The sequence below is a fragment of the Methylobacterium sp. Leaf111 genome (assembly GCF_001423285.1).
Taxonomy (GTDB): Bacteria; Pseudomonadota; Alphaproteobacteria; order Rhizobiales; family Beijerinckiaceae; genus Methylobacterium.
The window spans coordinates 148697-173699 of record NZ_LMNE01000045.1; the positions used below are offsets into that span (position 1 = coordinate 148697).

The following is a 25003-nucleotide window of genomic DNA, read 5'->3' on the forward strand; positions in this document are numbered from 1 at the left end:
GAATTCCCGATCTTTCCGACTCTCGCGTCTGAACTGGAGCCCCCCATGCTGAAGGTCCGTCAGGCCGCCCCGCCCGTGCCGTCCCGCCGCGCCTTCCTGGGCGGAGGCGTCGTGGCCGCCGGGGCCCTCGTCATCGGCTTCACCCTCGACCCGGCGAAGTTCGCCCAGGCCGCCCCCGGCCCCGACCTCTCGGCCCTGCCGCCGATGCCGAACGCCTTCGTGCGGATCGCCGCCGACGACACCGTGACGGTGGTGATCAAGCACCTCGACATGGGCCAGGGCAACACCACCGGCCTCGCCACCATCCTGGCCGACGAGCTCGATGCGGACTGGGCCACCATCCGCACCACCTTCGCGCCGGCCGACGCCACGCTCTACAACAACTTCGCTTTCGGCCCCGTCCAGGGCACCGGCGGCTCCACCGCCATCGCCAATTCCTGGGTCCAGCTGCGCAAGGCGGGGGCGGCCGCCCGCGCCATGCTGGTGGCGGCGGCCGCCGAGCGCTGGACGGTCCCGGCCTCCGAGATCACGGTCGAATCCGGCACGGTGCGCCACGCGGCCTCGAACCGGCAGGCCCGGTTCGGCGAACTCGCGGAAGCCGCCGCGGCTCAGCCGGTGCCGAAGGAACCGCGCCTCAAGGAGGCGAGCCAGTTCACCCTCATCGGCAAGAAGGTGCCGCGGACCGATTCGGTGGCCAAGACCGACGGCACGGCGATCTACTCCCTCGACATCCGCCGCCCCGGGCAGCTGACCGCGGTGGTGGCCCATGCGCCCCGCTTCGGCGGCACCGTGAAGACCGTCGACGACAAGGCCGCCCGCGCGGTGGCGGGCGTGGTCGACGTGCTCACGATCCCCACCGGCGTCGCGGTGCTGGCGCGTGACACTTGGTCGGCCATGAAGGGCCGCGAGGCGCTCAAGATCACCTGGGACGACAGCGCGGCCGAGACCCGCTCGTCCGACGCGATCCTGGCTGATCACCGCAAGCGCCTGGAGACGCCCGGCCTCGTCGCGTCCAAGAAGGGCGACGCCGCCGGCGCGATCGCCGGCTCGGCCAAGGTGCTGGAGGCCGAGTTCACCTTCCCCTACCTCGCCCACGCGGCGATGGAGCCCCTGAACGCCACCATCGAGAAGGCCTCGGACGGCACCTACGACGTCTTCGCCGGCTGCCAGCTCCAGACGATCGAGCAGGCCGTGGTGGCGGCCACGCTCGGGGTGACCACCGACAAGGTCCGGCTGCACACGCAATGGGCCGGCGGCTCCTTCGGCCGGCGCGCGACCCCGGGCGCCGACTACTTCGCCGAGACCGCCTCCATCGTCCGCGCCACCGGCGGCAAGGCTCCCGTCCACCTCGTCTGGACCCGCGAGGACGACATGGCCGGCGGCTTCTACCGGCCGATGGTGGTCCACCGCCTCCGCGCCGGCCTCGACGCCAAGGGCGGGATCACGGGCTGGGAGCACCGGACCATCGGCAAGTCGATCATGATCGGCACCGCCTTCGAGACCATGATCGTGAAGGACGGCGTCGACGCGACCACGGTGGAGGGCGCCTCGGACACCCCCTACGCGCTGCCCGCCTACCGCTTCGAGGTCCACAACGCCCGCGAGGGCGTGCCGGTGCTGTGGTGGCGCTCGGTGGGCCACACCCACACCGCCCAGGCGATGGAGGTGTTCATCGACGAGCTCGCCCACGCGGCCGGCGCCGATCCCGTCGCCTACCGCCTCGGGCTGCTGGGGGGCGCGCCGCGCCTCTCCGCCACCCTGAAGCTCGCCGCCGAGAAGGCCGGCTGGGATCCGAAGAAGGGCGCCGACAAAAATCGAGACAAGAATCGCGGCCTCGGCGTCGCGGCGCACGAATCCTTCGGCTCCTACGTGGCCATGGTGGCGGACGTGACGGCCGAGGACGCCAAGGTGAAGGTGAACCGCATCGTGGCGGCGGTGGATGTCGGCATCGCGGTCAACCCGGACGTGATCCGCGCCCAGGTCGAGGGCGCCGTGGGCTTCGCCCTGTCCTCGGTCCTGCGCAACAAGATCACGCTCAAGGACGGCGTGGTGCAGGAGAAGAACTTCGACGCCTACGAGCCGACCCGGATGAGCGAGATGCCGGTGGTCGAGGTCCACATCGTGCCCTCCACCGCGGCGCCCACCGGCATCGGCGAGCCCGGCGTGCCCGTCATCGCCCCGGCGATCTCGAATGCGATCTTCGCCGCCACCGGCCAGCGCCTGCGCTCGCTGCCCCTCGACCTCAGCGGCCTGAAGGGGGCCTGAGCCGGCGCGACGACACGGGCTCTCGCCCGCGGCTCCGACGCCGCCTATCTCGGAGGGCATCATGCTCTCCGAGATCAAGCCCACCGAGACGCCCTTCGACGCCACCGTGGCGCGCCTGCGCGCCTGCCGGATCTGCCGGGATGCGCCGCACTACGGCGCGCCCCTGCCGCAGGAGCCGCGCCCCATCGTCCAGGGCCTGGCCTCGGCCCGGCTCTGCGTCGCGAGCCAGGCGCCCGGCAACCGAGCCGACAAGAGCGGCATCCCCTTCATGGATCCCTCGGGCACCCGCCTGCGGGACTGGCTTGGCCTCGACGAAGCGGCCTTCTACGACGCGCGCCGCCTTGCCATCGTACCCATGGGGGCCTGCTTTCCCGGCTACGACGCGAAGGGGGGCGACAAACCCCCGCGCCGGGAATGCGCCGAGCGCTGGCGGGACGAGCTGTTCGCCGGCCTGCCGAACCTCGAACTCATCCTGGTAATTGGGCAATACGCGCAGGCTTGGCATCTCGGCCGCTCCAAGGCCGGGCTCACCGACACGGTCCGGCGCTGGCGCGAGATCCTGGCGAGCCCCGGCACGCCGCGGGTTCTGCCGCTGCCCCATCCCTCCTGGCGCAACAGCGGCTGGCTCAAGGCCAATCCCTGGTACGAGGCCGAGCTGCTGCCGGTCCTGAAGGCCGAGGTGTCGCGAGCGATGGCGCCCCGTTGACGGCGTTCCCCCCGGCGGGATCGCCCGTTGACAGGAACGGGCCTGCGCGGGATCGCTCGCGGGGAAACTGGAGAGCCCCATGACCGCATTAGTGGACCCGCGCGACCGCCTGATCGTCGCCCTCGACGTGGGCACCGTGGACGAGGCCGAGCGTCTGGTCGACCGGATCGGCGATGCGGCGACCTTCTACAAGATCGGCTACCGGCTGGCCTATGCGGGCGGGCTCGCCCTGGTGCCGCGCCTCGCCGCCGCCGGCCACAAGGTCTTCCTCGACCTCAAGCTCCATGACATCGGCAACACCGTGGAGGAAGGGGTCCGGGCCCTCACCGACCTCGGCGCCACCTTTCTCACCGTCCACGCCTATCCGCAGACCATGCGGGCGGCGATCCGGGGCCGGGGTGCGAACGGCCCCCGGATTCTCGCCGTCACGGTGCTGACCTCCTACGACGATGCCGATGCGGTGGAGGCGGGCTATGCCCTGCCGGTGGCCGATCTCGTGGCCCGGCGCGCCGGCCAGGCGGCGGAGGCCGGGATCGACGGCATCGTCTGCAGCGCCGCCGAGGCCCCGGCGGTGCGCGCCCGGATCGGGGCGGACCGCGCCATCGTTACCCCCGGCATCCGGCCGGCGGGCGCCGAGGCGGGCGACCAGAAGCGCGTCATGACGCCCGGCGAGGCGCGCCGGATCGGGATCGATCACGTCGTGGTGGGGCGTCCCATCACCCAAGCGGCGGACCCCCGCGTGGTGGCGCAGGGCATCGTCGCGGAGATGCGATAGGGGTTCAGCTCCTGGCGCGCAGGCTTCCCAGCAGGAAGGCGATCATCGCTTCGAGGGGCGGGGCACCCGCGTCCGGGTAATGGCTGACCAGGGCGGGATGGCAGTAGCGGATGACGGCGGTATGGATGCAGGCCGCCGCGGTCGACGGATCGGCGACGTCGAACTCGCCGGCCGCCACCCCCGCCTGGACGAGTTCGCGCAGGACCGAGCCGATCTGGTCCACATGGGCGCGGCAGACGTCCCAGCTCTCGGTGATGGCCGCTTCCACCATCTCGTGGAGGCGCGGGTTCGCTTCGCAACGCTCGACACAGGCCTGATGCATGACCGTGACGACCCCGGCGATCCGCGCGGCGGCCGTCCGGTCCGGCGCGGCGGCGGCCTGGGCCACCCGCTGCTCCGTGTCGTCCATCAGGCGCTTGATGACGGCCTCGTGGATCGCCTTCTTCGACTCGAAGAAGCGGTACACGTTGGCCGGGCTCATCCGCAGCGTCTTGGCGATGTCGGCGACGGTGGTCTTCTGGTAGCCGACGAGCCGGAACGCCTCTTCCGCCGTCGCGAGAATGCGGCAGCGCGTGGTGGGGGCCGCTTCGTCGGGGATGTCGCGGACGAGGGCCGCTGTACGGGTCATGGCGTTTAACTAGGCTGTTGCCACGCTGGCGTCAAAAACACGCCGCGCCCTACCGTCCCTCGCCGATGGCCTGCCGACGCACGACGCGGCCCGGCACCGCGCGGCGCCGGACAGTTTCGGGCTGGAACCGGATCGGAACGGATCAGGATCCGAACTGCGAGCCCAGCTGTTCCAGGTACTCGGCCAGATCGACGCCGCCGATCCGCTTGCCGTAGTCGAAGCGCATGCCCTGGCGGATGTCGACGCTGCTGCTCTTGGTCGTCAACGTGAAGGGCTTCACGCAGACCCAGGCGCCGTCGCGCCGATGTTCGAAGAAATTCAAGATCTCATGCTTGGCCATGAGGGCCTCCCCGGCTGTCTCATCAGACAACGGGCCGGCACGGGAACGGTTGCGCTCCCGGTTAACGAAGTTCGAGCTTGACCGTTAGCTTTGGGCGTCCCCGCGCCGCACTGTCCGATGGTGCGCCGCAACTATTCTGGTCTTGCGGAGATTGCCGCCGGGTCCGTGGCCGGGGGGGGATGGCCTCCCGGCGTCACGGAGCCCGGGCGCTCCGGGATCAGGCGGCGCTCTTCAGCGCGCCCGTGCTGTCGTGGAAATCCGGGCCGTTGGTCGTCCGGGTCACGTAGCCGTCGCGGATCAGGTAATCGCCGAACCGTTCGCCGGCCTGCTTGTTCCGGGCATAGGCGGCGAAGAGCGGGTCGAGGAGGGTCTTGATCTCGGAGGCGGTGACATCCTCGGCGTAGAGCTTGCCGAGGCGCGAGCCGTCGAAGGCCGCCCCGAGATAGAGGTGGTAGCGCTCGGGCCCGCGGCCGACGAGGCCGATCTCGGCGATGAACGGCCGGGCGCAGCCGTTGGGGCAGCCGGTCATCCGGATGGTGATCTCGTCGTCCTGCAGGCCGTGGGAGGCGAGGCTCGCCTCCAGCTCGTCCATCAGGCTCGGCAGGTAGCGCTCGCTCTCGGCCAGGGCCAGGCCGCAGGTCGGCAGGGCGACGCAGGCCATGGAGTTGCGGCGCAGGGCGCTGGCGCCCTTCAGCATGCCGTACTGGTCCACCAGGGCCTCGATCTCCGCCCGCTTCTCGGACGGCACGTTGGCGATGATGACGTTCTGGTTGCCGGTGAGGCGGAAGTCGCCTTCGTGGATCTCGGCGATCCGGCGCAGGCCGGTGAGCAGCTGCGGGCCGTTCTCGTAGTCCTTAATCCGGCCCGAGGCGACGTAGAGCGTGAGGTGGTGGCGCCCGTCGTCGCCCTCGGTCCAGCCGTAGCGGTCGCCGTTGGCCGTGAAGGCGAAGGGCTTCGGGTCGGCGAGCGGCTTGCCGACGCGCGTCTCCACCTCGGCCCGGAACGCGGCGAGCCCGTAGCGCTCGATGGTGTACTTCAGGCGGGCGTTCTTGCGGACCTTGCGGTTGCCCCAGTCGCGCTGCACCGTCATCACGGCTTCCGCCACCTTCAGGGCATCCTCCGGCGCCACGAAGCACATCACGTCGGCGGTGCGCGGAAAGGTGTCGGTCTCGCCGTGGGTCATGCCCATGCCGCCGCCCACCGTGACGTTCCAGCCCGTCACCCCACCCTTCTCGTCGAGGATGGCGATGAAGCCGAGATCGTGGGCGAAGATGTCGACCTCGTTGGAGGGCGGCACGGCGACCACGGTCTTGAACTTCCGGGGCAGGTAGGTCTTGCCGTAGATCGGCTCGATCTCCGCCGCGTCCTCGCCGCCGACCACGCGCTCGCCGTCGAGCCAGATCTCGCGCCAGGCGCTGGTCTTGGGCAGGAGCGAGTCCGAGATGTCCTTGGCGAGCTGGTAGGCGGCCTTGTGGGCGCCGGTCTGGGCCGGGTTGGTCGCCGCCATCACGTTGCGGTTGACGTCGCCGCAGGCCGCGATGGTGTCGAGGAGCGTCGCGTCGATGGCCGCCATCGTGCGCTTCAGGTTCGACTTGATGACGCCGTGGTACTGGAAGGTCTGGCGCGTGGTCGCCCGGAGCGCCCCGCCCGCATAGGTCGTGGCGATCTCGTCCAGCGCCAGCCACTGCTTCGGGGTGACGACGCCGCCGGCGATGCGCAGGCGGATCATGAAGCTGTAGGCCTTCTCGAGCTTCTTCTTGGTGCGCTCGGCCCGGATGTCGCGGTCGTCCTGCAGGTACATCCCGTGGAACTTCACGAGCTGACCGTCATCCTCGGAGATGGCGCCGGTGGCGTGCTTGAGGAGGCCGTCCGCCAGGGTGCCGCGCAGGTAGCCGCTGGCGATCTTGATGTGTTCGTTGGCGGCCAGGCCCGCGGCGCGCGCCGCTTCCGCTTCCGAGATCGGGCGGTCGGTGGGCGGGGTCTCGTAGGTGCGGGTGGTGGTCTTGTCGGCCATGGCGGGCATCCGGTTCGGGAACTCTCCTCCCCCCTGTGGGGAGGAGTTGGAGGTGGGGGTGGTGCAGGAGGCACCGCGAGCGCTCGATCCTGCACCACCCCCACCCTTGGTCCCTCCCCACAAGGGGGAGGGAGGGGTCTCAGTAGACGTCCTGCTGGTAGCGGTGGGCGCGCTCCAGGGCGGCGACGGCGGCCTCGGCCTCGGCGGGGCTGAGGGCCTTCACGTCCTGGAAGGCCTTCACCACGGCGTTGCGCACGTCCTTGGCCATCCGGGTGGCATCGCCGCAGACGTAGAAGCTGGCGCCGCCGTCGAGCCAGGCGACGACCTCCTTGGCGTGCTGGGCGATCCGGTCCTGCACGTAGACCTTCTCGGGCTGGTCGCGCGAGAAGGCCACGTTGATCTGCGACAGCGACCCGTCCTCCAGGGCCTCCTGCCACTCGAGCTGGTACAGGAAGTCGTGGGTGAAGTGCCGGTCGCCGAAGAACAGCCACGAGCGGCCGGGCGCTTCGACGGCGCGGCGCTCCTGCACGAAGGCGCGGAACGGCGCGACACCGGTGCCGGGGCCGACCATGATGATGTCGGTGGCCGGGTCCTGCGGCAGGCGGAAGTGCCGGTTGGGCTTCAGCTTCACCCGCAGCTTGGCGCCGTTGCGGATCCGGTCGGCCACGTGGGTCGAGGCGACGCCGCTGCGCGCCCGGCCGTGGGTCTCGTAGCGCACGGCCGCGATCACGAGGTGGACCTCGTCGCCCACCTCCTTGCGGGAGGACGCGATGGAATAGGCCCGCGGCGGCAGGGGCCGGGTGATGGTGGTGAGGTGCTCGGCCGTGACCGTGGTCGGGAAGCTCTGGATGAGGTCGATGAGGTGGCGCCCCTCGATCCAGGCCTTGGCCTCGCCGCTGTCGATGAGTTTCTGCGCCTCGGCATGGCCCGTCGCCTTGACGAAGCGCTCGACGGTGGTGGCCGACAGGGTGGTGATGTCGCGCTCGGCCAGCAGGGCCTGGCGCAGGGCCGCGTCACCGGACAGGCCGGTGGCCGCCAGGATCTCGTCCACCAGGGCCGGGTCGTTCTCCGGATAGATCTCCAGGGAATCGCCGGGCTCGTAGGCGGGCGCGCCGTCCTCGAATTCGAGGGCGAGGTGGATCGTCTCCTTGTCGGAGCGCGACGAGTTCAGGTTGACGTGGTCGATGACCTCCACGACCCGGGGCTCGCGGCTCGGCTCGGCCTCCTCGTCCTCGTCGCCGGCAGCGCGCGCGGCGAAGTCCACCGCCACGACGTTGTCGGCGCTCGGGGGCGGCGCCAGTGCCTTGAGGGTATCCTTGATCCAGGCGGCGGCCGGCGTCTCGAAATCGAGGTCGAGGTCGGCGCGGTCATGGGCCCGGGTGCCCCCCAGGGCCTCGAAGCGGGCATCGAGCGCCTTCCCGATGGCGCAGAACTCCGCGTAGGAGGTGTCGCCGAGGGACAGCACGCCGAAGGACACGCCGTCGAGGCGCGGCGCACCGTCGGCCATCAGTTCGTTGTAGGCGCGCACGGCCCGGGCCGGCGGCTCGCCTTCGCCCCAGGTCGCCGCGATGGCGACGATGCGCTTCTCCTTGGCGAGGCTGGCGATGTCGAGATCGGCGAAGTCGAGGACCTTCGGCTTGAAGCCGTTCTTGCGGGCGAGCTTGGCCATGTCGCCGGCGAGCTTCTCGGAGTTGCCCGACTCGCTCGCGAACAGGATGGTCAGCGGCTCGGCGGCCTTGGGCGGCGCGGCCGGGACGGTGGCGGCCTGCGGCGCACCGCTGGCGTCGAGGCCGGCGAGGAAGCCCGCGAGCCAGGCCCGCTGAATCGGGGAGGCGGCGCCGAGGACGGCGTCGAGGCTCGCGCGTTCGGTGTCGCCGAAGGGAGCCGTGCGGGGAATGATCGCGTGTCGTGCCATGTGGGAAGCCATGTCGTCCTGAGAGGCCGGCTGTCAACGGGGTTGTCCGTTTTACAGAACGACGTCACGGTAGAAGGAGCTGCCTGCGTGTGCAGGGCGAAAGAGAATTTTATTCCCCGGCCGCCACCGACAGCGTCGGCGTGAAGCGTCCGTTGGCGGGCGGGGCCGGAAGGGGCAGGGCGGTGGTGGACTTGACCTTTTCCATCGCGAACCGGGAGGTCACGTTCTTGAGGGGTAGAGTCGCGATGAGGTGCTTATAGAACGTATCGTAGGCGCGCATATCGGCGACGACGACGCGGAGCATGTAATCCACGTCGCCGGCCATGCGATAGAACTCGAGCACCTCCGGCATGGCCGAGACGGTCTCGGCGAAGCGTTCCAGCCATTCGCGCGAGTGATCCGCCGTCTCGATGGAGACGAAGACGGTGAGGCCCAGGCCGAGCTTCACCGGATCGAGCACGGCGACGCGCCGATCGATGACGCCGTCCGCCTCCAGCCGCTGGATGCGCTTCCAGCAGGGCGTCTGCGACAGGCCGACCTTCTCGCCGATGGTGGCGATGGACAGGGTGGCGTCCTGCTGCAGCAGCGCCAGGATCTTCAGGTCGATCGAATCCAAGCTGGCCTCGCGGGTTCGTGAGACGCGGCGACGTGCTGGTCGGCACATCGTGGCCGCATAATGAGAAGGAATTTCCTTCGTCGAGCAACAGAATGCCCCTGCGGCCCGTTTCGGCAAGGGGGGCGCGGCACCGGGGAGTTGCCCGGTATCGATGGCCGCCATGCCTTGACAGCGTTCGTTATAGCGAACATTTCAGGTGCCAGACAAGTCACATCGCCACATTCGCCATCAAGCCACCTCCACCACGGTACATCGCGAAGTCTCTCATGAGCTCTCAACTGGAACACGCGGCGCGGGACCTCGCGTCCGCGATGGCGGGCCGCGACCTGAAGGCCCGGATCGCCTTGATCGAGGCGACGGTGCCGGGCCGGCTCGTGTTCACCACCAGCCTCGGCATCGAGGACCAGGCGCTCACGCACGCGGTCGCGATGCACAAGGGCCGGACCGAGATCGTCACCCTCGACACCGGGCGGCTCTACCCCGAAACCTACGACACCTGGACCGAGACCGAATCGGCCTATGGCATCCGCATCCGCGCCTATGCACCCGAGCGCGAGGCCGAGGAGCGCTTCGTGGCCGAGTCCGGCATCAACGGGTTCCGCCACTCGGTCGCCGCCCGGCAGGCCTGCTGCGGCTTCCGCAAGGTCGAGCCCCTGGGCCGGGCCCTCGCAGGGGCCGCCGGCTGGCTCACGGGCCTGCGGGCCGGGCAGTCGGCCAACCGGGCCGACACGCCCCTGGCCGAGGCCGACGAGGGGCGCGGCCTCCTGAAGATCAACCCCCTGGCCGACTGGTCCCGCGCCGACGTCGAGCGCTTCGTCGCGGACAATTACGTGCCCTACAACGTGCTGCACGATCGCGGCTTCCCCTCCATCGGCTGCGCGCCCTGCACCCGGGCGATCCGCGTCGGCGAGGACGAGCGCGCCGGCCGCTGGTGGTGGGAACAGGCGTCCAAGAAGGAATGCGGCTTGCACGTCCACGCCCCCGAAGAGCAGCCACCCGAAGAGCGATCGCCCGAACGGAATGTCGCGCCCGGCCAGGAAGCGGCCGCCTTCGAAACGACCCGAACCTCGAACGCCCTGGAGATGGCCCGATGAGCGCCGCCCCCCTCACCACCCACGCGGCCACCGCCCAAGGGGCGAGCCGGTCCGCCCGGCTCACCCACCTCCAGCGCCTGGAGGCCGAGAGCATCCACATCATGCGGGAGACGGTCGCCGAGACCGAGAACCCGGTGATGCTCTATTCCATCGGCAAGGATTCCTCGGTGCTGCTGCACCTGGCGCTGAAGGCCTTCGCGCCGGGGCGCCTGCCGTTTCCGCTGATGCACATCGACACCACCTGGAAGTTCAAGGAGATGATCGCCTTCCGCGACCAGCGCGCGAAGGAACTCGGCCTCGACCTCATCGTGCACACCAACCAGGACGGTCTCGCCCGCGGCATCGGTCCGGTGAGCCACGGCTCGGAGGTGCACACCGACGTGATGAAGACCCAGGCCCTGCGCCAGGCCCTGGACAAGCACAAGTTCGATGCGGCCTTCGGCGGCGCGCGGCGCGACGAGGAGGCCTCGCGCGCCAAGGAGCGCATCGTCTCCCTGCGCACGGCGCAGCACCGCTGGGACCCGAAGCGCCAGCGCGCCGAGCCCTGGCACCTCTACAACATGCGCAAGAAGCGCGGTGAGTCGCTGCGCGTGTTCCCGCTCTCGAATTGGACCGAGCTCGACGTCTGGCTCTACATCGAGCAGGAGCAGATCCCGATCGTGCCGCTCTACTTCGCCAAGCCCCGCCCGGTGGTGGAGCGCGAGGGCCAGCTCATCATGGTCGACGACGACCGGCTGCCGCTGAACCCCGGCGAGACGCCCCAGGAGGTGTCGGTCCGTTTCCGGACGCTGGGCGACTATCCCCTGACCGGTGCCGTCGAGAGCGGCGCCGCGACCCTGCCGGAGATCATCGGCGAGACCCTGGCCGCCCGCACCTCGGAGCGCCAGGGCCGGGTCATCGACAAGGACGGTGCGGGCGCCATGGAGCGGAAGAAGCAGGAGGGCTATTTCTAAGATGACGATCCACCAGTCACCCGAAGCCTTCGGCTACGACGCGTTCCTGTCCGCCCACCAGAACAAGGAAGTCCTGCGCTTCATCACCTGCGGCTCCGTCGACGACGGCAAGTCGACCCTGATCGGCCGCCTGCTGCACGACACCAAGCAGATCTTCGACGACCAGGTGACGGCCCTGCAGCGCGACTCGCGCAAGCACGGCACGCAGGGCGCGGAGATCGACCTGGCGCTCCTCGTGGACGGCCTCCAGGCCGAGCGCGAGCAGGGCATCACCATCGACGTCGCCTACCGCTTCTTCTCCACCGACAAGCGTTCCTTCATCGTGGCGGACACCCCCGGCCACGAGCAGTACACCCGCAACATGGCCACCGGCGCCTCCACGGCGGACGTGGCCGTGATCCTGGTGGATGCCCGCCAGGGTCTCACCCGGCAGACCCGGCGGCACGCGCTTCTGGTCTCCCTGCTGGGGATCAAGCGCGTAGCGCTGGCCGTGAACAAGATGGACCTCGTCGGCTGGTCGCAGACCCGGTTCGAGGAGCTCCTGTCGGCCTTTAACGCCTTCGCAGGCCCCCTCGGCTTCAGCGAGATCCGGGCGATCCCGCTCTCGGCCAAGAACGGCGACAACGTGGTGCTGCCGGGCGCCGCCGCACCCTGGTACACCGGCACCCCGCTGCTCCAGTACCTCGAAGAGGTCCCGGTCCGCGTCGAGGAGCAGGCCGCCCCGTTCCGCATGGCGGTGCAGTGGGTGAACCGGCCGAACTCGGATTTCCGGGGCTTCGCCGGTCTGATCGCCAGCGGCCGCGTGGCCCCGGGCGACGCCGTCATCGTCGAGCCCTCGGGCCGGACCTCGACCATCGCCCGCATCGTCACCGCCGACGGCGACCTGCCGCATGCGGTGGAGGGCCAGTCGGTGACCCTGGTGCTCGCCGACGAGATCGACGCCTCGCGCGGCTCGGTGATCGTCACCGCGGACGCCCCGATGCGGGTGACGGACAGCCTCGACGCCCGCCTGTTCTGGGCGGCCGAGACCGAGCTGCTGCCCGGCGCCACCCTGCTCGCCAAGATCGGGACCGTGACGGTGAACGCCGTCGTCACGACGATCCGGACCCGGATCGATCCCGAGACCGGCAACCCCGAGCCGGCCGCGCGCCTGACCGCCAACGACATCGCCGACGTGACCCTGACCCTCGACCGGGCGGTGGCGGTGGACGCCTATACGGCCAACCGCGACACCGGCGGCTTCATCCTGATCGACCGCGAGACCACCGACACGGCGGCCCTCGGCCTGATCCAGGCCGATGCGGCGGCGACCCCGGTCAAGGACGAGCCCGCGGAGGTGCGCGAGACGCGCTCCGGCGGCGGCTTCCTGTCGAAGCTGCGCTGGGTCTTCGGCGGGATCTGACGGGTCCGTACCCGGCCCGGCAGCGCCGGGCCCGCGGGACCACCCCCGACGGCCTCACCGCCGCGGCTCCTCCCGGAGCCGCGGCGGTTTGCGTTCGCTGCGCGCCGGTGCCGTTTGCAAGGAGGGATCGATGCGGCGAGGGTCATCTCCCTCGCCCATCTCCCTTGCCCGTGCGCGACGGCGCGACTAGGGTCCGCGCCGCTCGATCCGACCTTCGAAAACAGACGGGAGTGACCACCCATGGGCTTTCTGGCCGACGCCTTGTCCCGCGTGAAGCCGTCCGCGACCATCGCGATGACGCAGAAGGCGCGCGAGCTGAAAGCGCAGGGCATGGACGTGATCAGCCTCTCCGTCGGAGAGCCGGATTTCGACACCCCCCAGCACATCAAGGATGCGGCCATCGAGGCGATCCGGCGCGGCGAGACCAAGTACCCGCCCGTCTCCGGCATCGTGCCCCTGCGCGAGGCCATCGCCAAGAAGTTCAAGCGCGAGAACGGGCTCGACTACAAGCCGTCCCAGACCATCGTCGGCACCGGCGGCAAGCACGTCATCTACAACGCCCTCCTCGCCACCCTGAACCCCGGCGACGAGGTGGTGATCCCGCGTCCGTACTGGGTTTCCTACCCGGAGATGGTGGTGCTGTGCGGCGGCACCCCGGTCTTCGCCGAGACCGACATGGCCCATGACTTCAAGCTGCAGCCCGAGGAGCTGGAGCGGGTGATCACCCCCAAGACCAAGTGGATCATCCTCAACTCGCCCTCGAACCCCTCCGGCGCGGCCTATGCCCGCGACGAGCTGAAGAAGATCACCGACGTGCTGATGCGCCACCCGCAGGTCTGGGTGCTCACCGACGACATGTACGAGCACCTGACCTACGGTGACTTCGAATTCGTCACCCCGGCCCAGATCGAGCCCGGCCTCTACGAGCGCACGCTGACGATGAACGGCGTCTCCAAGGCCTACGCCATGACCGGGTGGCGCATCGGCTACGCCGCCGGTCCCGAGCACCTGATCAAGGCGATGGACTTCGTCCAGGGCCAGCAGACCTCCGGCGCCTCGACGATCTCGCAATGGGCCGCGGTGGCGGCCCTCGAGGGGACGCAGGCCCACCTCGCCGAGTTCCGCAAGGCCTTCCACACCCGCCGCGACCTCGTGGTGTCGATGCTGAACCAGACCAAGGGCCTCAAGTGCCCGACGCCCGAGGGCGCGTTCTACGTCTATCCGTCCTGCGCCGAGACCATCGGGCGCAAGACCCCGGCGGGCAAGACCATCGCGACCGACGAGGACTTCGTGGTGGAGCTGCTCCAGGCGGAGGGCGTCGCGGCGGTCCACGGCTCGGCCTTCGGCCTCGGCCCCAACCTGCGCATCTCCTACGCCACCTCCAACGCGGCCCTCGAAGAGGCCTGCACCCGGATCCAGCGCTTCTGCGGCTCCCTGAGCTGAAGGCGGCGTCCGGCGCGGCCCGCGGGCCTCGCCCGGATCTTGCGTCCCTGGAACGACCGCGCCCCGGCCGAGAGCCGCGGCGCGGTCGTTCTCGTTTTCGGAGGTCCGTGCCCATGACGACGATCGCCATCCTGGCCGCCGGCGCGATGGGGAGCGCGCTCGCAGCGCGCCTGACCGGGAACGGCGCCGAAGTCCTGACCGTCCTCGACGGACGCAGCCCGGGGACCCGGGCGCGGGCGCTCGCCGCCGGCATGACCGACACCGACCTGCCCGGCCTGATGCGGGCCGACCTGCTGCTCTCCATCGTCCCGCCGGCCGATGCCGAGGCCCTCGCCATCACTCTGGCGCCGATCCTCGCGGCTGCGGCGCACAAGCCCGTCTACGTCGATTGCAACGCGGTGAACGTCGTGACGGTCCGACGCATCGCCGGGATCGTCGCGCCGACCGGGGCGGCCTTCCTCGACGGTGCGATCATCGGCCTGCCGCCGAAACCCGGCACCCCCGGTCCGCGCCTTCACGTGTCGGGCGATGCCGCCGAATCCGCGCGACCTCTTCGCGACCTCGGTGTCGACCTAAGGATGAATACTGGTGGTATCGGCGCGGCCTCGGGCCTGAAGATGGCCTATGCGGTCATCAACAAGGGCCTCACCGCTCTGGCCGCCCTCATGGTGCTGGGGGCCGAACGGGCGGGCGCCGGCGAAGCCCTGCGGGCGGAGCTCGCCGAAACCGAGCCGGCTCTCCTCGCGCGCTTCGCCCGCGGCCTGCCCGACATGCTTCCCAAAGCCCAGCGCTGGGTCGCCGAGATGCACGAGATCGCCGATTTCCTCGGTGACGATGCCGCCGGGCGCCAGGTCTTCGCCGGCGCGGCCGACCTCTATGCGCGTCTGTCCGGCGCGGACGAGGCGGGTGACAGCGCCCGCCTGCGAGCCTTCGCGGCGGCGTGCGGATCGTCGCAGCCGTCATGACGCGGGGGAAGCCGGTTGCCGGCTCCATCGGCGCCGCCTACATCGGCGGTCCCTGCTGCCGAGGCGCTCGATGGTTTCGCGAACCCTCTCGGGCTTGGCATGGCAGCGGGGCTTGTCGTGACGGGGCGGTGCGGACCAGTTCTCTGCATGGTTCCTGTGAGGCCTAGTGGGCCGGGTGGCGACAGGCGTGTCAGGGACGCGGGGAACAGGAACCGCAGCCTTGGCGCAAGGCCCACCTCATCGGCCCCGTCTCATCCCGGGACGGTCTTCGGCTGCATCCCGGTCGCGTTCGTTAAGGATCCTCGGCAAGTGTAGGGATTGGCCGGGGAACCGGTCGTGTGCCACTGCGTAGTTTCGGGCCAGACCACTATGAGACGCCTCCTGACGGGCGGCATCAAGGCGATCCTCGCGGTCGCTGCGCTCTCCACCGCCGCTCACTGGACCTTGCGCCTGCAGCGCGAGCCGACCCTTCCGCTCCGCGCTCAGGCGGAGCTTCCCGACCCGATCACCACCGGATCGATCACGCCGCGGCACGCAGAGCCTGCCGTCCTGGCGGAGCCGGCTGCGGACTTTGCCAAGACCCTCGACCAGCGCCACCTTTCCGAACTCTTCGCCGGTGCGGCGCCCGAAAAGGCGAAGGTGCAGAAGACGGCCGTCAAGCGCTAGGACCAAAGTCCCGACTACCCGTCAGCCGGCCATGCCACGAACCGCACGCCCGAATCCGGGGCGTGCGACCGTCGACGACGGGATCGTGGATCGGTCAGGCGGCGGCGCGGCTGGCGTGATTGCCGTCCTGGATCTCCGCGATGATCTTGGCGCAGAAGACGTCGAGGTCGCCAGGGTTGCGGCTCGTGATCAGGCCCCGGTCGGTCACGACGGGCTCGTCCGTCCAGTCCGCGCCCGCATTCACCACATCCGTCCGGATCGATTCGAACGAGGTCATCCGGCGTCCCTTCGCGGCGCCGACCTCGATCAGCAGCCAAGGCGCGTGGCAGATGGCAGCGACCACCTTGCCGGAATCCACGAAGCTGCGGATCACCGCGAGGGCCTTCGGCTCCAGGCGCAGCTTGTCCGGGTTGATCTGGCCGCCCGGGAGGACGAGGGCATCGTAGTCCTGCGGTGACACGGACTCGAGATCCTTGTCGACCGCGACGTTCTTGCCCCAATCGGTCTTGTCCCACCCGCGAATGGATTCCTTCGCCGTGCGGGACTGCGGCGCCGCGACGTGCACGGTGGCGCCGACCTCCTTGAGCCTGCTCTGCGGGACGGTGAGCTCGGTCTCCTCGAAGCCATCGGTGGCGAGGATTAAGACCTTGGCCTGCCTGATGTCAGACATGGATTGTCTCCGGAATGCGAAAGATATGGCACTGAACAGGTCCCGTGAGATGCGGGTTCCGCACGGGTAACGGACGGGCCCTTCGGGCGCGGGAACCTGGCCGCGCTCGGCCGTGTTGGTCCGCACATCCCTCAGACAGACAGGAGGCTTCGCATGGCCAATCACGAGATGGCCAATCCCGGCCTGCCGATTCCCGAGCCGCTGCCGGGTGGAATTCCGGGCGATCTGCCGACGCCGCCCCCGCCGGACGAGCAGCCCGATATCGGACCGACGGGGCCGCGCACGCCGTATCCGGTCAACGATCCGGGGATCGACGAGCCGGCCGGCCCGGGCTCGGAGCCGGATTACCTGCCGGGCGGTCCGACCGATCCCGGCGTCCGGATGTAGGGGGGTCAGTGGTCCCCGTGCGACGCGCGCACGTCGCGCGGTGCACTCAGGATTTCGGAGAGGCTCGTCGCCACGTGACGGGCCTCTTCATCCGTCAGGCGAAGCTGAAACGGGGGCAGGGCGCCAGCCTGGAGGGCCACGACGGCCTGGCCTTTTTCGTCCGTACCGATCTCGATCGCCGACGACGTGACGTCGAGCATCGCAATCCCCTCGTCGGACATGTCCTCGGGTAGATCGCTGTCGTCGGGTTCGTCGATGGCGGTGAGAAGCTGGCCCACCGCCCGCACCAGGGCGCGAGCCGCCCGGGCATCCATCACGACGGCCGTGGCCTGATCGTCCTTCTGAAATGAAAGCTGGATGTTCGCCCCTTCGAGGGAAACCGAGATGCCCGCCATGAATCGCCTAACCGCTTGCTCAGGAACTCTTATATGCGCTGGGCCACGCAAATAACACAGGGGGGCCGTTAGGGGCGCTCCGAACCGGGGTCGTTTCCGTCGGGTAGAACGCCTTGTTGCCGCCGCATGATCGGACTACATGAGAGATAGCGGGTATCGGTGAGCTGGGATCTTGTACCGCAAGCGTCTCACGTCCTGCTGATTCCGTCAGGCCTACCGAAGAGGATCTGCCGCTTGTGTCGAGCAGACGCAGGCTGTTGATCGACGAACGATACGAGGATCTATTTCGTGAATACCGGCACTGTAAAGTGGTTCAACGAGACCAAGGGCTACGGCTTCATTCAGCCTGACGACGGCGGCAAGGATGTGTTTGTGCACATCTCCGCAGTCGAGCGCGCTGGCATGCGCAACCTCATCGAGGGTCAGAAGATCTCCTACGAGATTCAGACCGACAAGCGCAGCGGCAAGGACTCGGCTGGTAACCTCCAGGCGGCCTGATGCTCCCGGCGCCAGCCCCCGGGCTGGCGTCACCCTGAAGGGCTTCCCACGAAGCCTCCGCCGCCGGTGACCGACACCCTTCTGGGGAGAAGGGGTTTAGCATCCGGCATATCCCGCAACACCAACGACGCGCGCGGCTCAACCGGCCCGATGCGTCCGAGACACGGCACGCAAAACCTGCACGTTATTGAAAGTACACAAGAAAAATATGTTGTTTGAATATACCCGACGCCGCGGCGTCCGTTCGCCCGTCACCGATGCGGCGACCTTCAAGGTGGGGCACCTGAAGCAAACCATGGCTCATGAGGCAAAGACCGTCGACCTCAGCCATCTGATCGACACCTCCTACAACTACCATTCGCCCCGCGAACTGCGCTGGCATCTGGCCGAGCGGTTCGGCATGGCCCCAGAGGCGGTCGCCCTCCGCGAGCATCACTGATCCGAGGCCGCCCGGATCCTGTCGGGGCGGACCACGCGCCTCGTCATCGAGCCGACGTTACGATCGAGCCCAGCGCCCAGGTGCTGGGCTTTCCTGTTTCGAGACACCCGGGCGCCGCCTCCGCCGGCGTTTTCAGCGGGCTGTCAGCGCCGCCACGACATCGTTTCGCAAGGTCTGGGATACGGCCACGAGTTCTCCATGCACCGGATCCGGACGGTTGTAGGTCGTGGGACGGCCTTGAAGATCGCTGACCGTGCCGCCCGCCTCGCGCAGGATCAGGTCGGCGCCCGCGAGATCCCAGTCCCGCGCATGGGGCGAGACCAATCCGACATCGATGGAGCCCTCGGCAACCCGCGCGACGCGCAGAGCCAGGGACGGAACCCGCTCGACGGAGACGAGCTCGGCCTGTTGCCCGTTCGTCCCGGCGCCCCGGGCCAGGCGGTCCATCATCGGCTTCGGACCGGTGACGCGAGCCCCTTCGACGGCGCGCTGGCCGGAGACGGTGATGGTCTGTCCGTTGCGGGTGGCTCCCCCTCCCGCGATGGCTTCATAGAAGGTATTGGTCACGGGCGCGTGGACGAAGCCGAGGACGGGTTGCCCGGCCGACAGCAGCGCCACGGCGATCGACCAATCGGGATGCCCGGACATGAAGGCGCGGGTCCCATCGATGGGATCGACGATCCAGACGAGACCGGCATCGAGCCGCACCGGATTGTCGCTGGTCTCCTCCGAGAGCCAGGCTGCTCGGGGCAGCATCGCGCTGAGGCGAACCTTCAGGAAGGTGTCCACCGCCACGTCGGCTTCCGTCACCGGCGAGCCGCCCGCCTTCGACCAGACCCGCGCCCCCGTCTGCCCGCCTGCCTTGTAGAACGGCAACGCGAGGGCGGCCGCTTCGCGGATCGTCTCGCGCAGGGCGGGAACGAGGGCGTGTGCGGCTTCCGGGGGGATCGGATCGGACATGCGTCTCCATACGGTTCAGGAGGTCAGGCTGGGCGCTTGTTGAAGAGCCCGTCGCCCCGGCACGGATGCATGGAGGGCGGTGCTTCCTTCGTTGTAGGATGCCGGGCGGGTTGTCACAAGGAGAGCGACGCAGATGTCGATACGGACAAATCTCTTAGATCGAAGCAAGGAAGCGTTGAGCATTCCACGTGCTTCACCCTTGTCCATACTCGCTTAACGCTCACTCTTAAGCTGACCTGAGGAGGTTAGACGTAAATCTGCTTGTCATAGACGGGTAGCCCTTAGAGGTTGCCGGCGCCAACAGGGTGTACGATCCATGAACACTTTCGCGAACATGAACGACATGTCGGCGGATGCCACCTTCGTCGGCGCTGCCCCCGTTCTGACGCTGTCGCGTCTCCCGGTGATCGACCGCCTGGGCCCGGGGCGGCCCGCCGGCGTGGCCCTCGCCTACGCCGAGGATGATTCGGATGCTTGCGGCGAGGACCGCTTCGACCTCCTCCTCGTCGACGCCATCGGCCGGGTCGTCACCCGCCTCGGACCGTTCTGCGAGGACGAGGTCGTGGCACATTGGCGTGACGTCGCCGCCAAGTCGGGCCTGCCACGGATGATCGTCAAGGAGGACGGCGAACTCGCCAGCGTCTCGAACCAGCTCGGCCCGGTGGCCCTGGGTCGGACCCGGACCCGCCGCCGTCACGGCCTTCTCAACGGCCGCCGCCCGCGCTTCCTCGTCCGCCGCAAGACCGGCGCGCTGCCGGTTCGTCCCCTGATCCATCGCGGCGAGAACGAGATCATCTCCGGCGCCCGCTGCTGAGCCGGGTCGCCGGATCCCGAGCGAGACTCAGAGGATGTGCGTCACGGCGGCATCCGCCGCGAGGCCGAGAAATAGGATCAGGCCCGCTTCCCGATTGGAGCGGAAGAGCGTCAGGGCACCGCGCCCGTCGCGCGTGTCGAGGCGCAGCACCTGTCGCCCGAGATGGACGCCGAACAGGGCGACGCCGAGCAGGCCCACGGGGCCTGCGCCTGCCAGGACCGCAGCGAGCGCGACGAAGCCGACGCTGGTGCCGTAGCACAGACCGATCGCCCCCCGCATCCGGCGCCCGAAGAAGCGGGCCGAGGAGCGGATGCCCGCGATCTCGTCGTCCTCGATATCCTGTACGGCGTAGATCGTGTCGTATCCGATCACCCAGGCGATGGTGCCCACATAGAGCAGCAGGGCCGGGACATCGAGGCGTGCGAACACCGCGACCCAGCCCATCAGCGCGCCCCACGCGAAGGCGAGGCCGAGGACCGCCTGCGGCACCGGCATGACGCGCTTCATGAAGGGATAGATCGCCACCGGGACCAGCGAGGCGATGCCGACGCCGATCGCAGGACCGTTGAACTGGAGCAGTACCGCGAGGCCCATCAGGGCCTGCAGCACGAGGAAGACGGCGGCTTGGCGCGCCCGGACCTGGCCCGAGGGCAGGGGGCGCGAGCGGGTGCGCTCCACCTGGGCGTCGAGGTCCCGATCGGCGATGTCGTTGTAGGTCGAGCCCGCACCCCGCATGGCGACGGCGCCGACGAAGAACAGGGCCAGATGGACCGGGTCGGGGAAAGCGGCACCGGACCGGATGGCCGCGAGGGAGGCCGACCACCAGCAGGGCAGAAGCAGGAGCCACCATCCGATCGGCCGGTCGATACGGGCGAGGCGCAGGTAGGGCCGGGACCAGCGCGGCGCGATCCGGTCGACCCAATGTCCCGCCACCGCATCGGCGACGCGGCGGTCCGCATGCGGGGAGCTCACGCCGTCCATGGACGCACGGGCGCGTCGGGCCGACTCGTCCGGAAAGGTTTCAGCACCGGATTAGAGGGCGCCCTGCGGCATCTTCAGGCTGCCCGTGAGTCCGGGGCCACCGAGGAGGCCACCGCCGCCGCCGTTCTGGGCCTGCGCGCGGGCCTGGGCTTCCATCTTGGAGGCCTGGGCCGCGACGGTGCAGACCTTGGTCTTGATGCCCGACACCTTGAGGTGGTCGGCCTTGAAGCCTTCCGCGAAGGAATCCGGGATCGAGCACCACTCCTTGTTGGCGGTGATCCACTTCAGGCCGGCGGTGCCGTTGGCCTGGAGCTTGCCGAACAGGGTGCAGGCCTCGGCCGGCGTCATCTTCTTCTTCGAGTTCGACGCGGCGTTCGCCTTGCCGATCAGGTCCTTGCGGGCCTGGAGGGTCTGCTGGATCTCGCCGCACTCGGCGGACTGCGCGAAGGCCTGTTCGCTGAAGAGCGCCGTGCCGGCGAGGGCGACGGCCAGCGTCGCGATGGTCTTGAACGACATGCCTTGAGATCCTTTCTCCCCCCATCCGCGATCCGATGGGGGTGAGCCCGGCGACCGGATGCGGAATGGCCTGATGCGTGCCCGGAAGCGCACAAGAGTTCGCGCCTTTCGGTCTTGGTTTCGTTTCGGCATAGGAATGTGGCGTCTTTCGAGCCGCAAACGCCGGGTCGCATTCGAAGGTGGATTTACGGCGCAATGTTGCCGCGTGTTGCGGGTTTGCATCAGCCGCTGCGGTTCGGGACCGCGCCGTTGACAGCCGACTCACCCCACGCGACCACGCCGGGTATGGCCGCTTATGACTTCACCGCCCCACGCCTCTTCGTCGCGGCCGACCTCTCCGTCGGAGCGACGCTGCCCCTCGACCGGGCGCAGGCGAACTATCTCCTCAACGTCCTGCGGCGCGGGCCCTCCGATCCAGTTCTCCTGTTCAACGGGCGCGACGGCGAATGGCGCGCAGAGATCGCCCCGACCGGGCGCAAGAGCGCGGACCTGATCGTGCGGGAGCGCACACGCCAGCAGCCGCCACGCGCGGACCTTCACTACCTGTTTGCGCCGTTGAAGTCGGCCCGGCTCGACTACCTGGCCCAGAGGGCGGTGGAGATGGGGGCCGGTACCCTTCGCCCTGTCTACACTCGCTATACCCAGAGCGAGCGGCTGAATGTCGATCGCCTGCGCGCGAACGCCATCGAGGCCGCCGAGCAATGCGGCATCCTCGAACTGCCGGAGATCCAGGAGGCGGCCAAGCTCCCGGCGGCGCTCGCAGACCTCAACCCCTTGCGCCTGCTCGTGTTCTGCGACGAGGACGCCCCGGTTTCGGATCCGATCCTGGCTCTCCGGCAGGCCGCCGATCCCGCAGCCGCCCCGCCTCTCGCGGTTCTGGTCGGACCCGAGGGCGGGTTTTCACCGGACGAGCGCGCCCTGATCCTGGAACGTCCGAACACGGTGGCCCTCTCCCTCGGTCCGCGCATCCTGCGGGCCGACACGGCGGCGGTGACGGTGCTGGCCCTGGTTCAGGCGGTGCTCGGCGACGCTCGCTGAGGCGTCGCTTGCCCGCGTTGTTCGCGCGGGTCCCGTGGCCTATGAGGCGCGTTGACCCGATGTAAGGGGCCACGCCGCTGCGGTCCGGCGCGCCTCTCCTTTGAACGACCTTCCTGAAGAGGCAGCGCATGGCGCGCGACACGTCCGATACGACGCCCCTGACCACGCGGGACGAGCTCATCGCCTGGTTCGCGGAGGGCGAGAAGCCGCGCGCGCGCTTCGCGATCGGCACCGAACACGAGAAGGTGCCCTTCTACCGCGACGGACACCGCCCGGTCCCGTATGCAGGTGAGAAGGGCATCCGGGCGCTGCTGGAGGGGCTCGGCCGCGAGACCGGCTGGGAGGCGATCGAGGATGCCGGCCACCTGATCGGTCTCGCCGGTGCCGAGGGCGGCGCCATCTCCCTGGAGCCCGGCGGACAGTTCGAGCTCTCCGGTGCACCGCTGGCCGACGTGCACGCGACGGCCACGGAGTTGCGGACGCATCTCGAGGCGACGACCCGGGTTGCAGACGGTCTCGGCATCGGCTTCCTCGATCTCGGCATGAGTCCGAAATGGACGCGGGAGGAAACCCCCGTGATGCCGAAGAGCCGCTACAAGATCATGGCGGCGTACATGCCCAAGGTCGGCAGCCTCGGCCTGGACATGATGCTGCGTACCGCCACCGTGCAGGTGAACCTCGATTTCGCCTCCGAGGCCGACATGGTGGCCAAGATGCGCGTCGCCCTGGCGCTGCAGCCGGTGGCGACCGCCCTCTTCGCCAATTCGCCCTTCACGGATGGGCGTCCCAACGGCTTCCTGTCGCGCCGGTCCGAGATCTGGCGCGACACCGATGGCGACCGCACCGGCATGCTGCCGCGGGCCTTCGAGCCCGGCTTCGGCTACGAGTCCTACGTCGACTGGCTGCTCGACATGCCGATGTACTTCGTGAAGCGCGGCGAGACCTACCATGACGTCTCCGGTGCCTCGTTCCGCGACCTGATGGCCGGCCGGCTCGCGACGCTGCCGGGGGAGCGCGCGACGGTGTCGGATTGGGCCAACCACGCTTCGACCGCCTTCCCGGAGGTCCGGCTCAAGCGCTTCATCGAGATGCGCGGATCCGATGTGGGCGGTCCGTCGATGATCGCTGCGCAGGCTGCTTTCTGGGTCGGGTTGCTCTACGACGAAGCCTCGCTTGCGGCGGCCTGGGACATCGCCAAGAACTGGAACGCCTGCGACCGGGAGGGGCTGCGCGCCACCGTTCCCCGCCTCGGTCTGGCCGCCCGCATCGCGGGTCGATCCCTCGGGGCGGTGGCGGCCGAGGCGCTGACGATCGCCCGCGCCGGGCTTTCCGCCCGGGCGCGACGCGACGCTCAAGGTCGGGACGAGACCCATTTCCTGCAGCCGTTGGAGGCCATCGTCGCCGCCGGACGCTCCCTCGCCGAGGAGCGCCTCGCCGATTACGAGGGCCGCTGGCAGCGCTCCGTGGAGCCTGCCTTCACCGAATGCGTCTTCTGAACGACTCGCGCCGTCGCAGCCGGGCACATTCGCCGGCAAAAGCGCGAAGGTGCTCGAAAACACCCGCCATCCTGGCTTGACTGTCGCGAATCGGGAACGGATCGCCAATGTTGCCGTTTCCAGGACTAACTCTTCCTGTGACGGAGAACGCTCGCATGTCGCGCATCTTGTCCTTCGCCCTCGCGGGCGCCACTGCCATCGGTCTTTCGGCCGGTTCCTTCACCGCCGCTCAGGCCGCTCCGATGCCGATGCTCAGCGCCGCCCAGGTCGGTGGCGGCGCGGCCATCGAAACCGTGCGCTATCGTGGCTATGGCCGGGGCTATCACGGTGGCTACCGTCGCGGGCCCGGCGTTGGCGGCGCGCTCGCGGCCAGTGCGGCCCTCGGCATCATCGGTGGCGCCATCGCCGCCAGTCAGGCCCCGCGCTACGGCTACTACGATCGCGGCTACGTCGGAACGGGCTACGGCTATGGCTACGGCGCGCCCGCCTATGGCTACTATGCCGCCCCGTCTTACGGTTATGGCTACGGCTATCCGGCCTACGGCTACGGTTACTGACGTCTCGCCGTCCGGGTGCGCTTAGCGCCCGGACCGGACGTCCATGATCCCGCCGACGGTCAAAGCCGTCGGCGGGATTTTTCATTCCTTCAGGGGGTAGAGCAGCGGTGAGCGGGAAAGCTGCGGGCTGGGATGCGTTGCCGATGACGGACGGAGGCAGCGAGACCGAGCATCTCGACCTCACCGGCTTGAAGTGCCCCCTGCCGGCCCTGCGGACCCGGAAAGCCCTGCGCCGGATGCGGTCCGGCGCCGTCCTGGTGGTGACGTGCACCGATCCGATGGCGGTGATCGACATTCCGCACCTAGTCAGGGAGGAGGGCGACACCCTCCTCGCGCAGGCGCGGGACGCGGATCGGATGACGTTTACGATCCGCAGAGGCCGCACAATCCCCGAGATTGTTGCCGAAAACACGCGCCTCACGCCTCATTGATGCGCCAACGCCCTGTTAGGGCCCTCCCATCCGGTCGCC

The 25003-nt window shown here is 69.3% G+C and carries 27 protein-coding genes; 17 read left to right on the top strand and 10 right to left on the bottom strand.

The annotated features are described in order from the left end of the window. Nucleotides 1-45 precede the first annotated feature (45 nt). The 3 genes from ASF41_RS17520 (at nucleotide 46) to pyrF (ending at nucleotide 3746) form a co-directional block, all read left to right on the top strand. Nucleotides 46-2265, top strand: coding sequence for a xanthine dehydrogenase family protein molybdopterin-binding subunit (locus ASF41_RS17520; RefSeq protein ID WP_056495427.1), 2220 nt, complete (start codon nucleotides 46-48; stop codon nucleotides 2263-2265). 61 nt (nucleotides 2266-2326) lie between these two features. Then, a complete protein-coding gene (locus ASF41_RS17525; protein WP_056495430.1) occupies nucleotides 2327-2971 on the top strand; it encodes a uracil-DNA glycosylase family protein in 645 nt (214 codons plus the stop codon). Nucleotides 2972-3050: 79 nt separating this feature from the next. Then, nucleotides 3051-3746 carry an orotidine-5'-phosphate decarboxylase gene (gene pyrF / locus ASF41_RS17530; protein WP_056495433.1) on the top strand — a complete coding sequence of 232 codons (696 nt, stop codon included), beginning with the start codon at nucleotides 3051-3053 and terminating at the stop codon, nucleotides 3744-3746. A 4-nt stretch (nucleotides 3747-3750) separates the two neighbouring features. Here pyrF and ASF41_RS17535 read toward each other — a convergent pair whose 3' ends face one another. From ASF41_RS17535 to ASF41_RS17555, 5 genes are all read right to left on the bottom strand, one after another. After that, nucleotides 3751-4374 carry a TetR/AcrR family transcriptional regulator gene (locus tag ASF41_RS17535; RefSeq protein ID WP_056354870.1) on the bottom strand — a complete coding sequence of 208 codons (624 nt, stop codon included), beginning with the start codon at nucleotides 4372-4374 and terminating at the stop codon, nucleotides 3751-3753. A gap of 142 nt (nucleotides 4375-4516) precedes the next feature. Continuing rightward, nucleotides 4517-4714, bottom strand: a complete 198-nt coding sequence (locus tag ASF41_RS17540) for a hypothetical protein (RefSeq protein WP_055956893.1) — start codon at nucleotides 4712-4714, stop codon at nucleotides 4517-4519. Between the two features lie 217 nt (nucleotides 4715-4931). Further along, nucleotides 4932-6728, bottom strand: a complete 1797-nt coding sequence (locus ASF41_RS17545) for an NADPH-dependent assimilatory sulfite reductase hemoprotein subunit (protein ID WP_082504676.1) — start codon at nucleotides 6726-6728, stop codon at nucleotides 4932-4934. Between the two features lie 139 nt (nucleotides 6729-6867). Continuing rightward, a complete protein-coding gene (locus tag ASF41_RS17550; RefSeq protein ID WP_056495436.1) occupies nucleotides 6868-8643 on the bottom strand; it encodes a sulfite reductase flavoprotein subunit alpha in 1776 nt (591 codons plus the stop codon). Between the two features lie 109 nt (nucleotides 8644-8752). Beyond that, complete coding sequence (locus ASF41_RS17555; protein ID WP_056495438.1) at nucleotides 8753-9259, bottom strand: Lrp/AsnC family transcriptional regulator; 507 nt, start codon at nucleotides 9257-9259, stop codon at nucleotides 8753-8755. 266 nt (nucleotides 9260-9525) lie between these two features. On the opposite strand from ASF41_RS17555, the gene ASF41_RS17560 reads away from it, so the two are divergent. The 6 genes from ASF41_RS17560 to ASF41_RS17585 all read left to right on the top strand — a co-directional run bounded on the left by ASF41_RS17560 (nucleotide 9526) and on the right by ASF41_RS17585 (nucleotide 15782). Continuing rightward, a complete protein-coding gene (locus ASF41_RS17560; RefSeq protein ID WP_056495441.1) occupies nucleotides 9526-10353 on the top strand; it encodes a phosphoadenylyl-sulfate reductase in 828 nt (275 codons plus the stop codon). Next, nucleotides 10350-11306, top strand: coding sequence for a sulfate adenylyltransferase subunit CysD (cysD, locus tag ASF41_RS17565; RefSeq protein ID WP_056212190.1), 957 nt, complete (start codon nucleotides 10350-10352; stop codon nucleotides 11304-11306). Before ASF41_RS17560 ends, cysD begins: the two co-directional genes overlap by 4 nt. Nucleotide 11307: 1 nt before the next feature. Next, nucleotides 11308-12708, top strand: coding sequence for a sulfate adenylyltransferase subunit CysN (cysN, locus tag ASF41_RS17570; RefSeq protein ID WP_056354885.1), 1401 nt, complete (start codon nucleotides 11308-11310; stop codon nucleotides 12706-12708). A 240-nt stretch (nucleotides 12709-12948) separates the two neighbouring features. Then, nucleotides 12949-14151 (top strand): pyridoxal phosphate-dependent aminotransferase, encoded by a 1203-nt coding sequence (locus ASF41_RS17575; protein WP_056212186.1) that lies wholly within the window; start codon nucleotides 12949-12951, stop codon nucleotides 14149-14151. Nucleotides 14152-14264: 113 nt separating this feature from the next. Then, nucleotides 14265-15116, top strand: a complete 852-nt coding sequence (locus ASF41_RS17580; protein ID WP_056495444.1) for an NAD(P)-dependent oxidoreductase — start codon at nucleotides 14265-14267, stop codon at nucleotides 15114-15116. A gap of 369 nt (nucleotides 15117-15485) precedes the next feature. Then, nucleotides 15486-15782, top strand: a complete 297-nt coding sequence (locus ASF41_RS17585) for a hypothetical protein (RefSeq protein WP_056212182.1) — start codon at nucleotides 15486-15488, stop codon at nucleotides 15780-15782. 94 nt (nucleotides 15783-15876) lie between these two features. Here the strand turns inward: ASF41_RS17585 and ASF41_RS17590 are convergent, their stop codons facing one another. After that, nucleotides 15877-16452, bottom strand: a complete 576-nt coding sequence (locus ASF41_RS17590) for a type 1 glutamine amidotransferase domain-containing protein (protein ID WP_056495448.1) — start codon at nucleotides 16450-16452, stop codon at nucleotides 15877-15879. 168 nt (nucleotides 16453-16620) lie between these two features. Here ASF41_RS17590 and ASF41_RS17595 point away from each other — a divergent pair, with 168 nt between their 5' ends. Further along, nucleotides 16621-16839 (top strand): hypothetical protein, encoded by a 219-nt coding sequence (locus tag ASF41_RS17595; RefSeq protein ID WP_055957152.1) that lies wholly within the window; start codon nucleotides 16621-16623, stop codon nucleotides 16837-16839. A gap of 5 nt (nucleotides 16840-16844) precedes the next feature. Here the strand turns inward: ASF41_RS17595 and ASF41_RS17600 are convergent, their stop codons facing one another. After that, on the bottom strand, nucleotides 16845-17234 hold the full coding sequence (locus ASF41_RS17600) for a hypothetical protein (RefSeq protein WP_056495451.1): 390 nt from the start codon (nucleotides 17232-17234) through the stop codon (nucleotides 16845-16847). Between the two features lie 288 nt (nucleotides 17235-17522). Between ASF41_RS17600 and ASF41_RS17605 the strand changes: the two genes are divergently transcribed. Both ASF41_RS17605 and ASF41_RS17610 read left to right on the top strand, forming a co-directional pair. Continuing rightward, nucleotides 17523-17732, top strand: a complete 210-nt coding sequence (locus tag ASF41_RS17605) for a cold-shock protein (protein WP_055956856.1) — start codon at nucleotides 17523-17525, stop codon at nucleotides 17730-17732. Between the two features lie 208 nt (nucleotides 17733-17940). Then, nucleotides 17941-18171 (top strand): hypothetical protein, encoded by a 231-nt coding sequence (locus ASF41_RS17610; protein ID WP_056212176.1) that lies wholly within the window; start codon nucleotides 17941-17943, stop codon nucleotides 18169-18171. A gap of 132 nt (nucleotides 18172-18303) precedes the next feature. Here the strand turns inward: ASF41_RS17610 and ASF41_RS17615 are convergent, their stop codons facing one another. After that, on the bottom strand, nucleotides 18304-19131 hold the full coding sequence (locus ASF41_RS17615; RefSeq protein WP_056495454.1) for a 3'(2'),5'-bisphosphate nucleotidase CysQ: 828 nt from the start codon (nucleotides 19129-19131) through the stop codon (nucleotides 18304-18306). Between the two features lie 316 nt (nucleotides 19132-19447). On the opposite strand from ASF41_RS17615, the gene ASF41_RS17620 reads away from it, so the two are divergent. Then, nucleotides 19448-19945: a DUF6101 family protein gene (locus ASF41_RS17620; RefSeq protein ID WP_407067299.1), complete on the top strand. Its 498-nt coding sequence runs from the start codon at nucleotides 19448-19450 to the stop codon at nucleotides 19943-19945. Nucleotides 19946-19972: 27 nt separating this feature from the next. On the opposite strand, the gene ubiA is transcribed toward ASF41_RS17620, so the two are convergent. After that, complete coding sequence (gene ubiA, locus ASF41_RS17625; protein WP_056495457.1) at nucleotides 19973-20926, bottom strand: 4-hydroxybenzoate octaprenyltransferase; 954 nt, start codon at nucleotides 20924-20926, stop codon at nucleotides 19973-19975. Between the two features lie 51 nt (nucleotides 20927-20977). Then, a complete protein-coding gene (locus ASF41_RS17630; protein WP_056212170.1) occupies nucleotides 20978-21442 on the bottom strand; it encodes a hypothetical protein in 465 nt (154 codons plus the stop codon). Between the two features lie 285 nt (nucleotides 21443-21727). Here ASF41_RS17630 and ASF41_RS17635 point away from each other — a divergent pair, with 285 nt between their 5' ends. The 4 genes from ASF41_RS17635 (at nucleotide 21728) to ASF41_RS17650 (ending at nucleotide 24964) form a co-directional block, all read left to right on the top strand. After that, complete coding sequence (locus ASF41_RS17635) at nucleotides 21728-22480, top strand: 16S rRNA (uracil(1498)-N(3))-methyltransferase (RefSeq protein WP_056495460.1); 753 nt, start codon at nucleotides 21728-21730, stop codon at nucleotides 22478-22480. A 128-nt stretch (nucleotides 22481-22608) separates the two neighbouring features. Next, nucleotides 22609-23976, top strand: a complete 1368-nt coding sequence (locus tag ASF41_RS17640; RefSeq protein ID WP_056495463.1) for a glutamate--cysteine ligase — start codon at nucleotides 22609-22611, stop codon at nucleotides 23974-23976. A gap of 155 nt (nucleotides 23977-24131) precedes the next feature. Continuing rightward, nucleotides 24132-24533: a hypothetical protein gene (locus ASF41_RS17645; protein WP_056495466.1), complete on the top strand. Its 402-nt coding sequence runs from the start codon at nucleotides 24132-24134 to the stop codon at nucleotides 24531-24533. Nucleotides 24534-24676: 143 nt separating this feature from the next. Beyond that, on the top strand, nucleotides 24677-24964 hold the full coding sequence (locus ASF41_RS17650; protein ID WP_056495468.1) for a sulfurtransferase TusA family protein: 288 nt from the start codon (nucleotides 24677-24679) through the stop codon (nucleotides 24962-24964). Nucleotides 24965-25003 lie beyond the last annotated feature (39 nt).

What these genes read in the sequence shown, in the direction of transcription:
- ASF41_RS17520 (WP_056495427.1), top strand. Translation starts at nt 46, where the DNA reads ATGCTGAAGGTCCGTCAGGCCGCCCCGCCCGTGCCGTCCCGCCGCGCC.
- ASF41_RS17525 (WP_056495430.1), top strand. Translation starts at nt 2,327, where the DNA reads ATGCTCTCCGAGATCAAGCCCACCGAGACGCCCTTCGACGCCACCGTG.
- pyrF (WP_056495433.1), top strand. Translation starts at nt 3,051, where the DNA reads ATGACCGCATTAGTGGACCCGCGCGACCGCCTGATCGTCGCCCTCGAC.
- ASF41_RS17535 (WP_056354870.1), bottom strand. Translation starts at nt 4,374, where the DNA reads ATGACCCGTACAGCGGCCCTCGTCCGCGACATCCCCGACGAAGCGGCC.
- ASF41_RS17540 (WP_055956893.1), bottom strand. Translation starts at nt 4,714, where the DNA reads ATGGCCAAGCATGAGATCTTGAATTTCTTCGAACATCGGCGCGACGGC.
- ASF41_RS17545 (WP_082504676.1), bottom strand. Translation starts at nt 6,728, where the DNA reads ATGGCCGACAAGACCACCACCCGCACCTACGAGACCCCGCCCACCGAC.
- ASF41_RS17550 (WP_056495436.1), bottom strand. Translation starts at nt 8,643, where the DNA reads ATGGCACGACACGCGATCATTCCCCGCACGGCTCCCTTCGGCGACACC.
- ASF41_RS17560 (WP_056495441.1), top strand. Translation starts at nt 9,526, where the DNA reads ATGAGCTCTCAACTGGAACACGCGGCGCGGGACCTCGCGTCCGCGATG.
- cysD (WP_056212190.1), top strand. Translation starts at nt 10,350, where the DNA reads ATGAGCGCCGCCCCCCTCACCACCCACGCGGCCACCGCCCAAGGGGCG.
- cysN (WP_056354885.1), top strand. Translation starts at nt 11,308, where the DNA reads ATGACGATCCACCAGTCACCCGAAGCCTTCGGCTACGACGCGTTCCTG.
- ASF41_RS17575 (WP_056212186.1), top strand. Translation starts at nt 12,949, where the DNA reads ATGGGCTTTCTGGCCGACGCCTTGTCCCGCGTGAAGCCGTCCGCGACC.
- ASF41_RS17580 (WP_056495444.1), top strand. Translation starts at nt 14,265, where the DNA reads ATGACGACGATCGCCATCCTGGCCGCCGGCGCGATGGGGAGCGCGCTC.
- ASF41_RS17585 (WP_056212182.1), top strand. Translation starts at nt 15,486, where the DNA reads ATGAGACGCCTCCTGACGGGCGGCATCAAGGCGATCCTCGCGGTCGCT.
- ASF41_RS17590 (WP_056495448.1), bottom strand. Translation starts at nt 16,452, where the DNA reads ATGTCTGACATCAGGCAGGCCAAGGTCTTAATCCTCGCCACCGATGGC.
- ASF41_RS17595 (WP_055957152.1), top strand. Translation starts at nt 16,621, where the DNA reads ATGGCCAATCCCGGCCTGCCGATTCCCGAGCCGCTGCCGGGTGGAATT.
- ASF41_RS17600 (WP_056495451.1), bottom strand. Translation starts at nt 17,234, where the DNA reads ATGGCGGGCATCTCGGTTTCCCTCGAAGGGGCGAACATCCAGCTTTCA.
- ASF41_RS17610 (WP_056212176.1), top strand. Translation starts at nt 17,941, where the DNA reads ATGTTGTTTGAATATACCCGACGCCGCGGCGTCCGTTCGCCCGTCACC.
- ASF41_RS17615 (WP_056495454.1), bottom strand. Translation starts at nt 19,131, where the DNA reads ATGTCCGATCCGATCCCCCCGGAAGCCGCACACGCCCTCGTTCCCGCC.
- ASF41_RS17620 (WP_407067299.1), top strand. Translation starts at nt 19,448, where the DNA reads ATGAACACTTTCGCGAACATGAACGACATGTCGGCGGATGCCACCTTC.
- ubiA (WP_056495457.1), bottom strand. Translation starts at nt 20,926, where the DNA reads ATGGACGGCGTGAGCTCCCCGCATGCGGACCGCCGCGTCGCCGATGCG.
- ASF41_RS17630 (WP_056212170.1), bottom strand. Translation starts at nt 21,442, where the DNA reads ATGTCGTTCAAGACCATCGCGACGCTGGCCGTCGCCCTCGCCGGCACG.
- ASF41_RS17635 (WP_056495460.1), top strand. Translation starts at nt 21,728, where the DNA reads ATGGCCGCTTATGACTTCACCGCCCCACGCCTCTTCGTCGCGGCCGAC.
- ASF41_RS17640 (WP_056495463.1), top strand. Translation starts at nt 22,609, where the DNA reads ATGGCGCGCGACACGTCCGATACGACGCCCCTGACCACGCGGGACGAG.
- ASF41_RS17645 (WP_056495466.1), top strand. Translation starts at nt 24,132, where the DNA reads ATGTCGCGCATCTTGTCCTTCGCCCTCGCGGGCGCCACTGCCATCGGT.
- ASF41_RS17650 (WP_056495468.1), top strand. Translation starts at nt 24,677, where the DNA reads ATGACGGACGGAGGCAGCGAGACCGAGCATCTCGACCTCACCGGCTTG.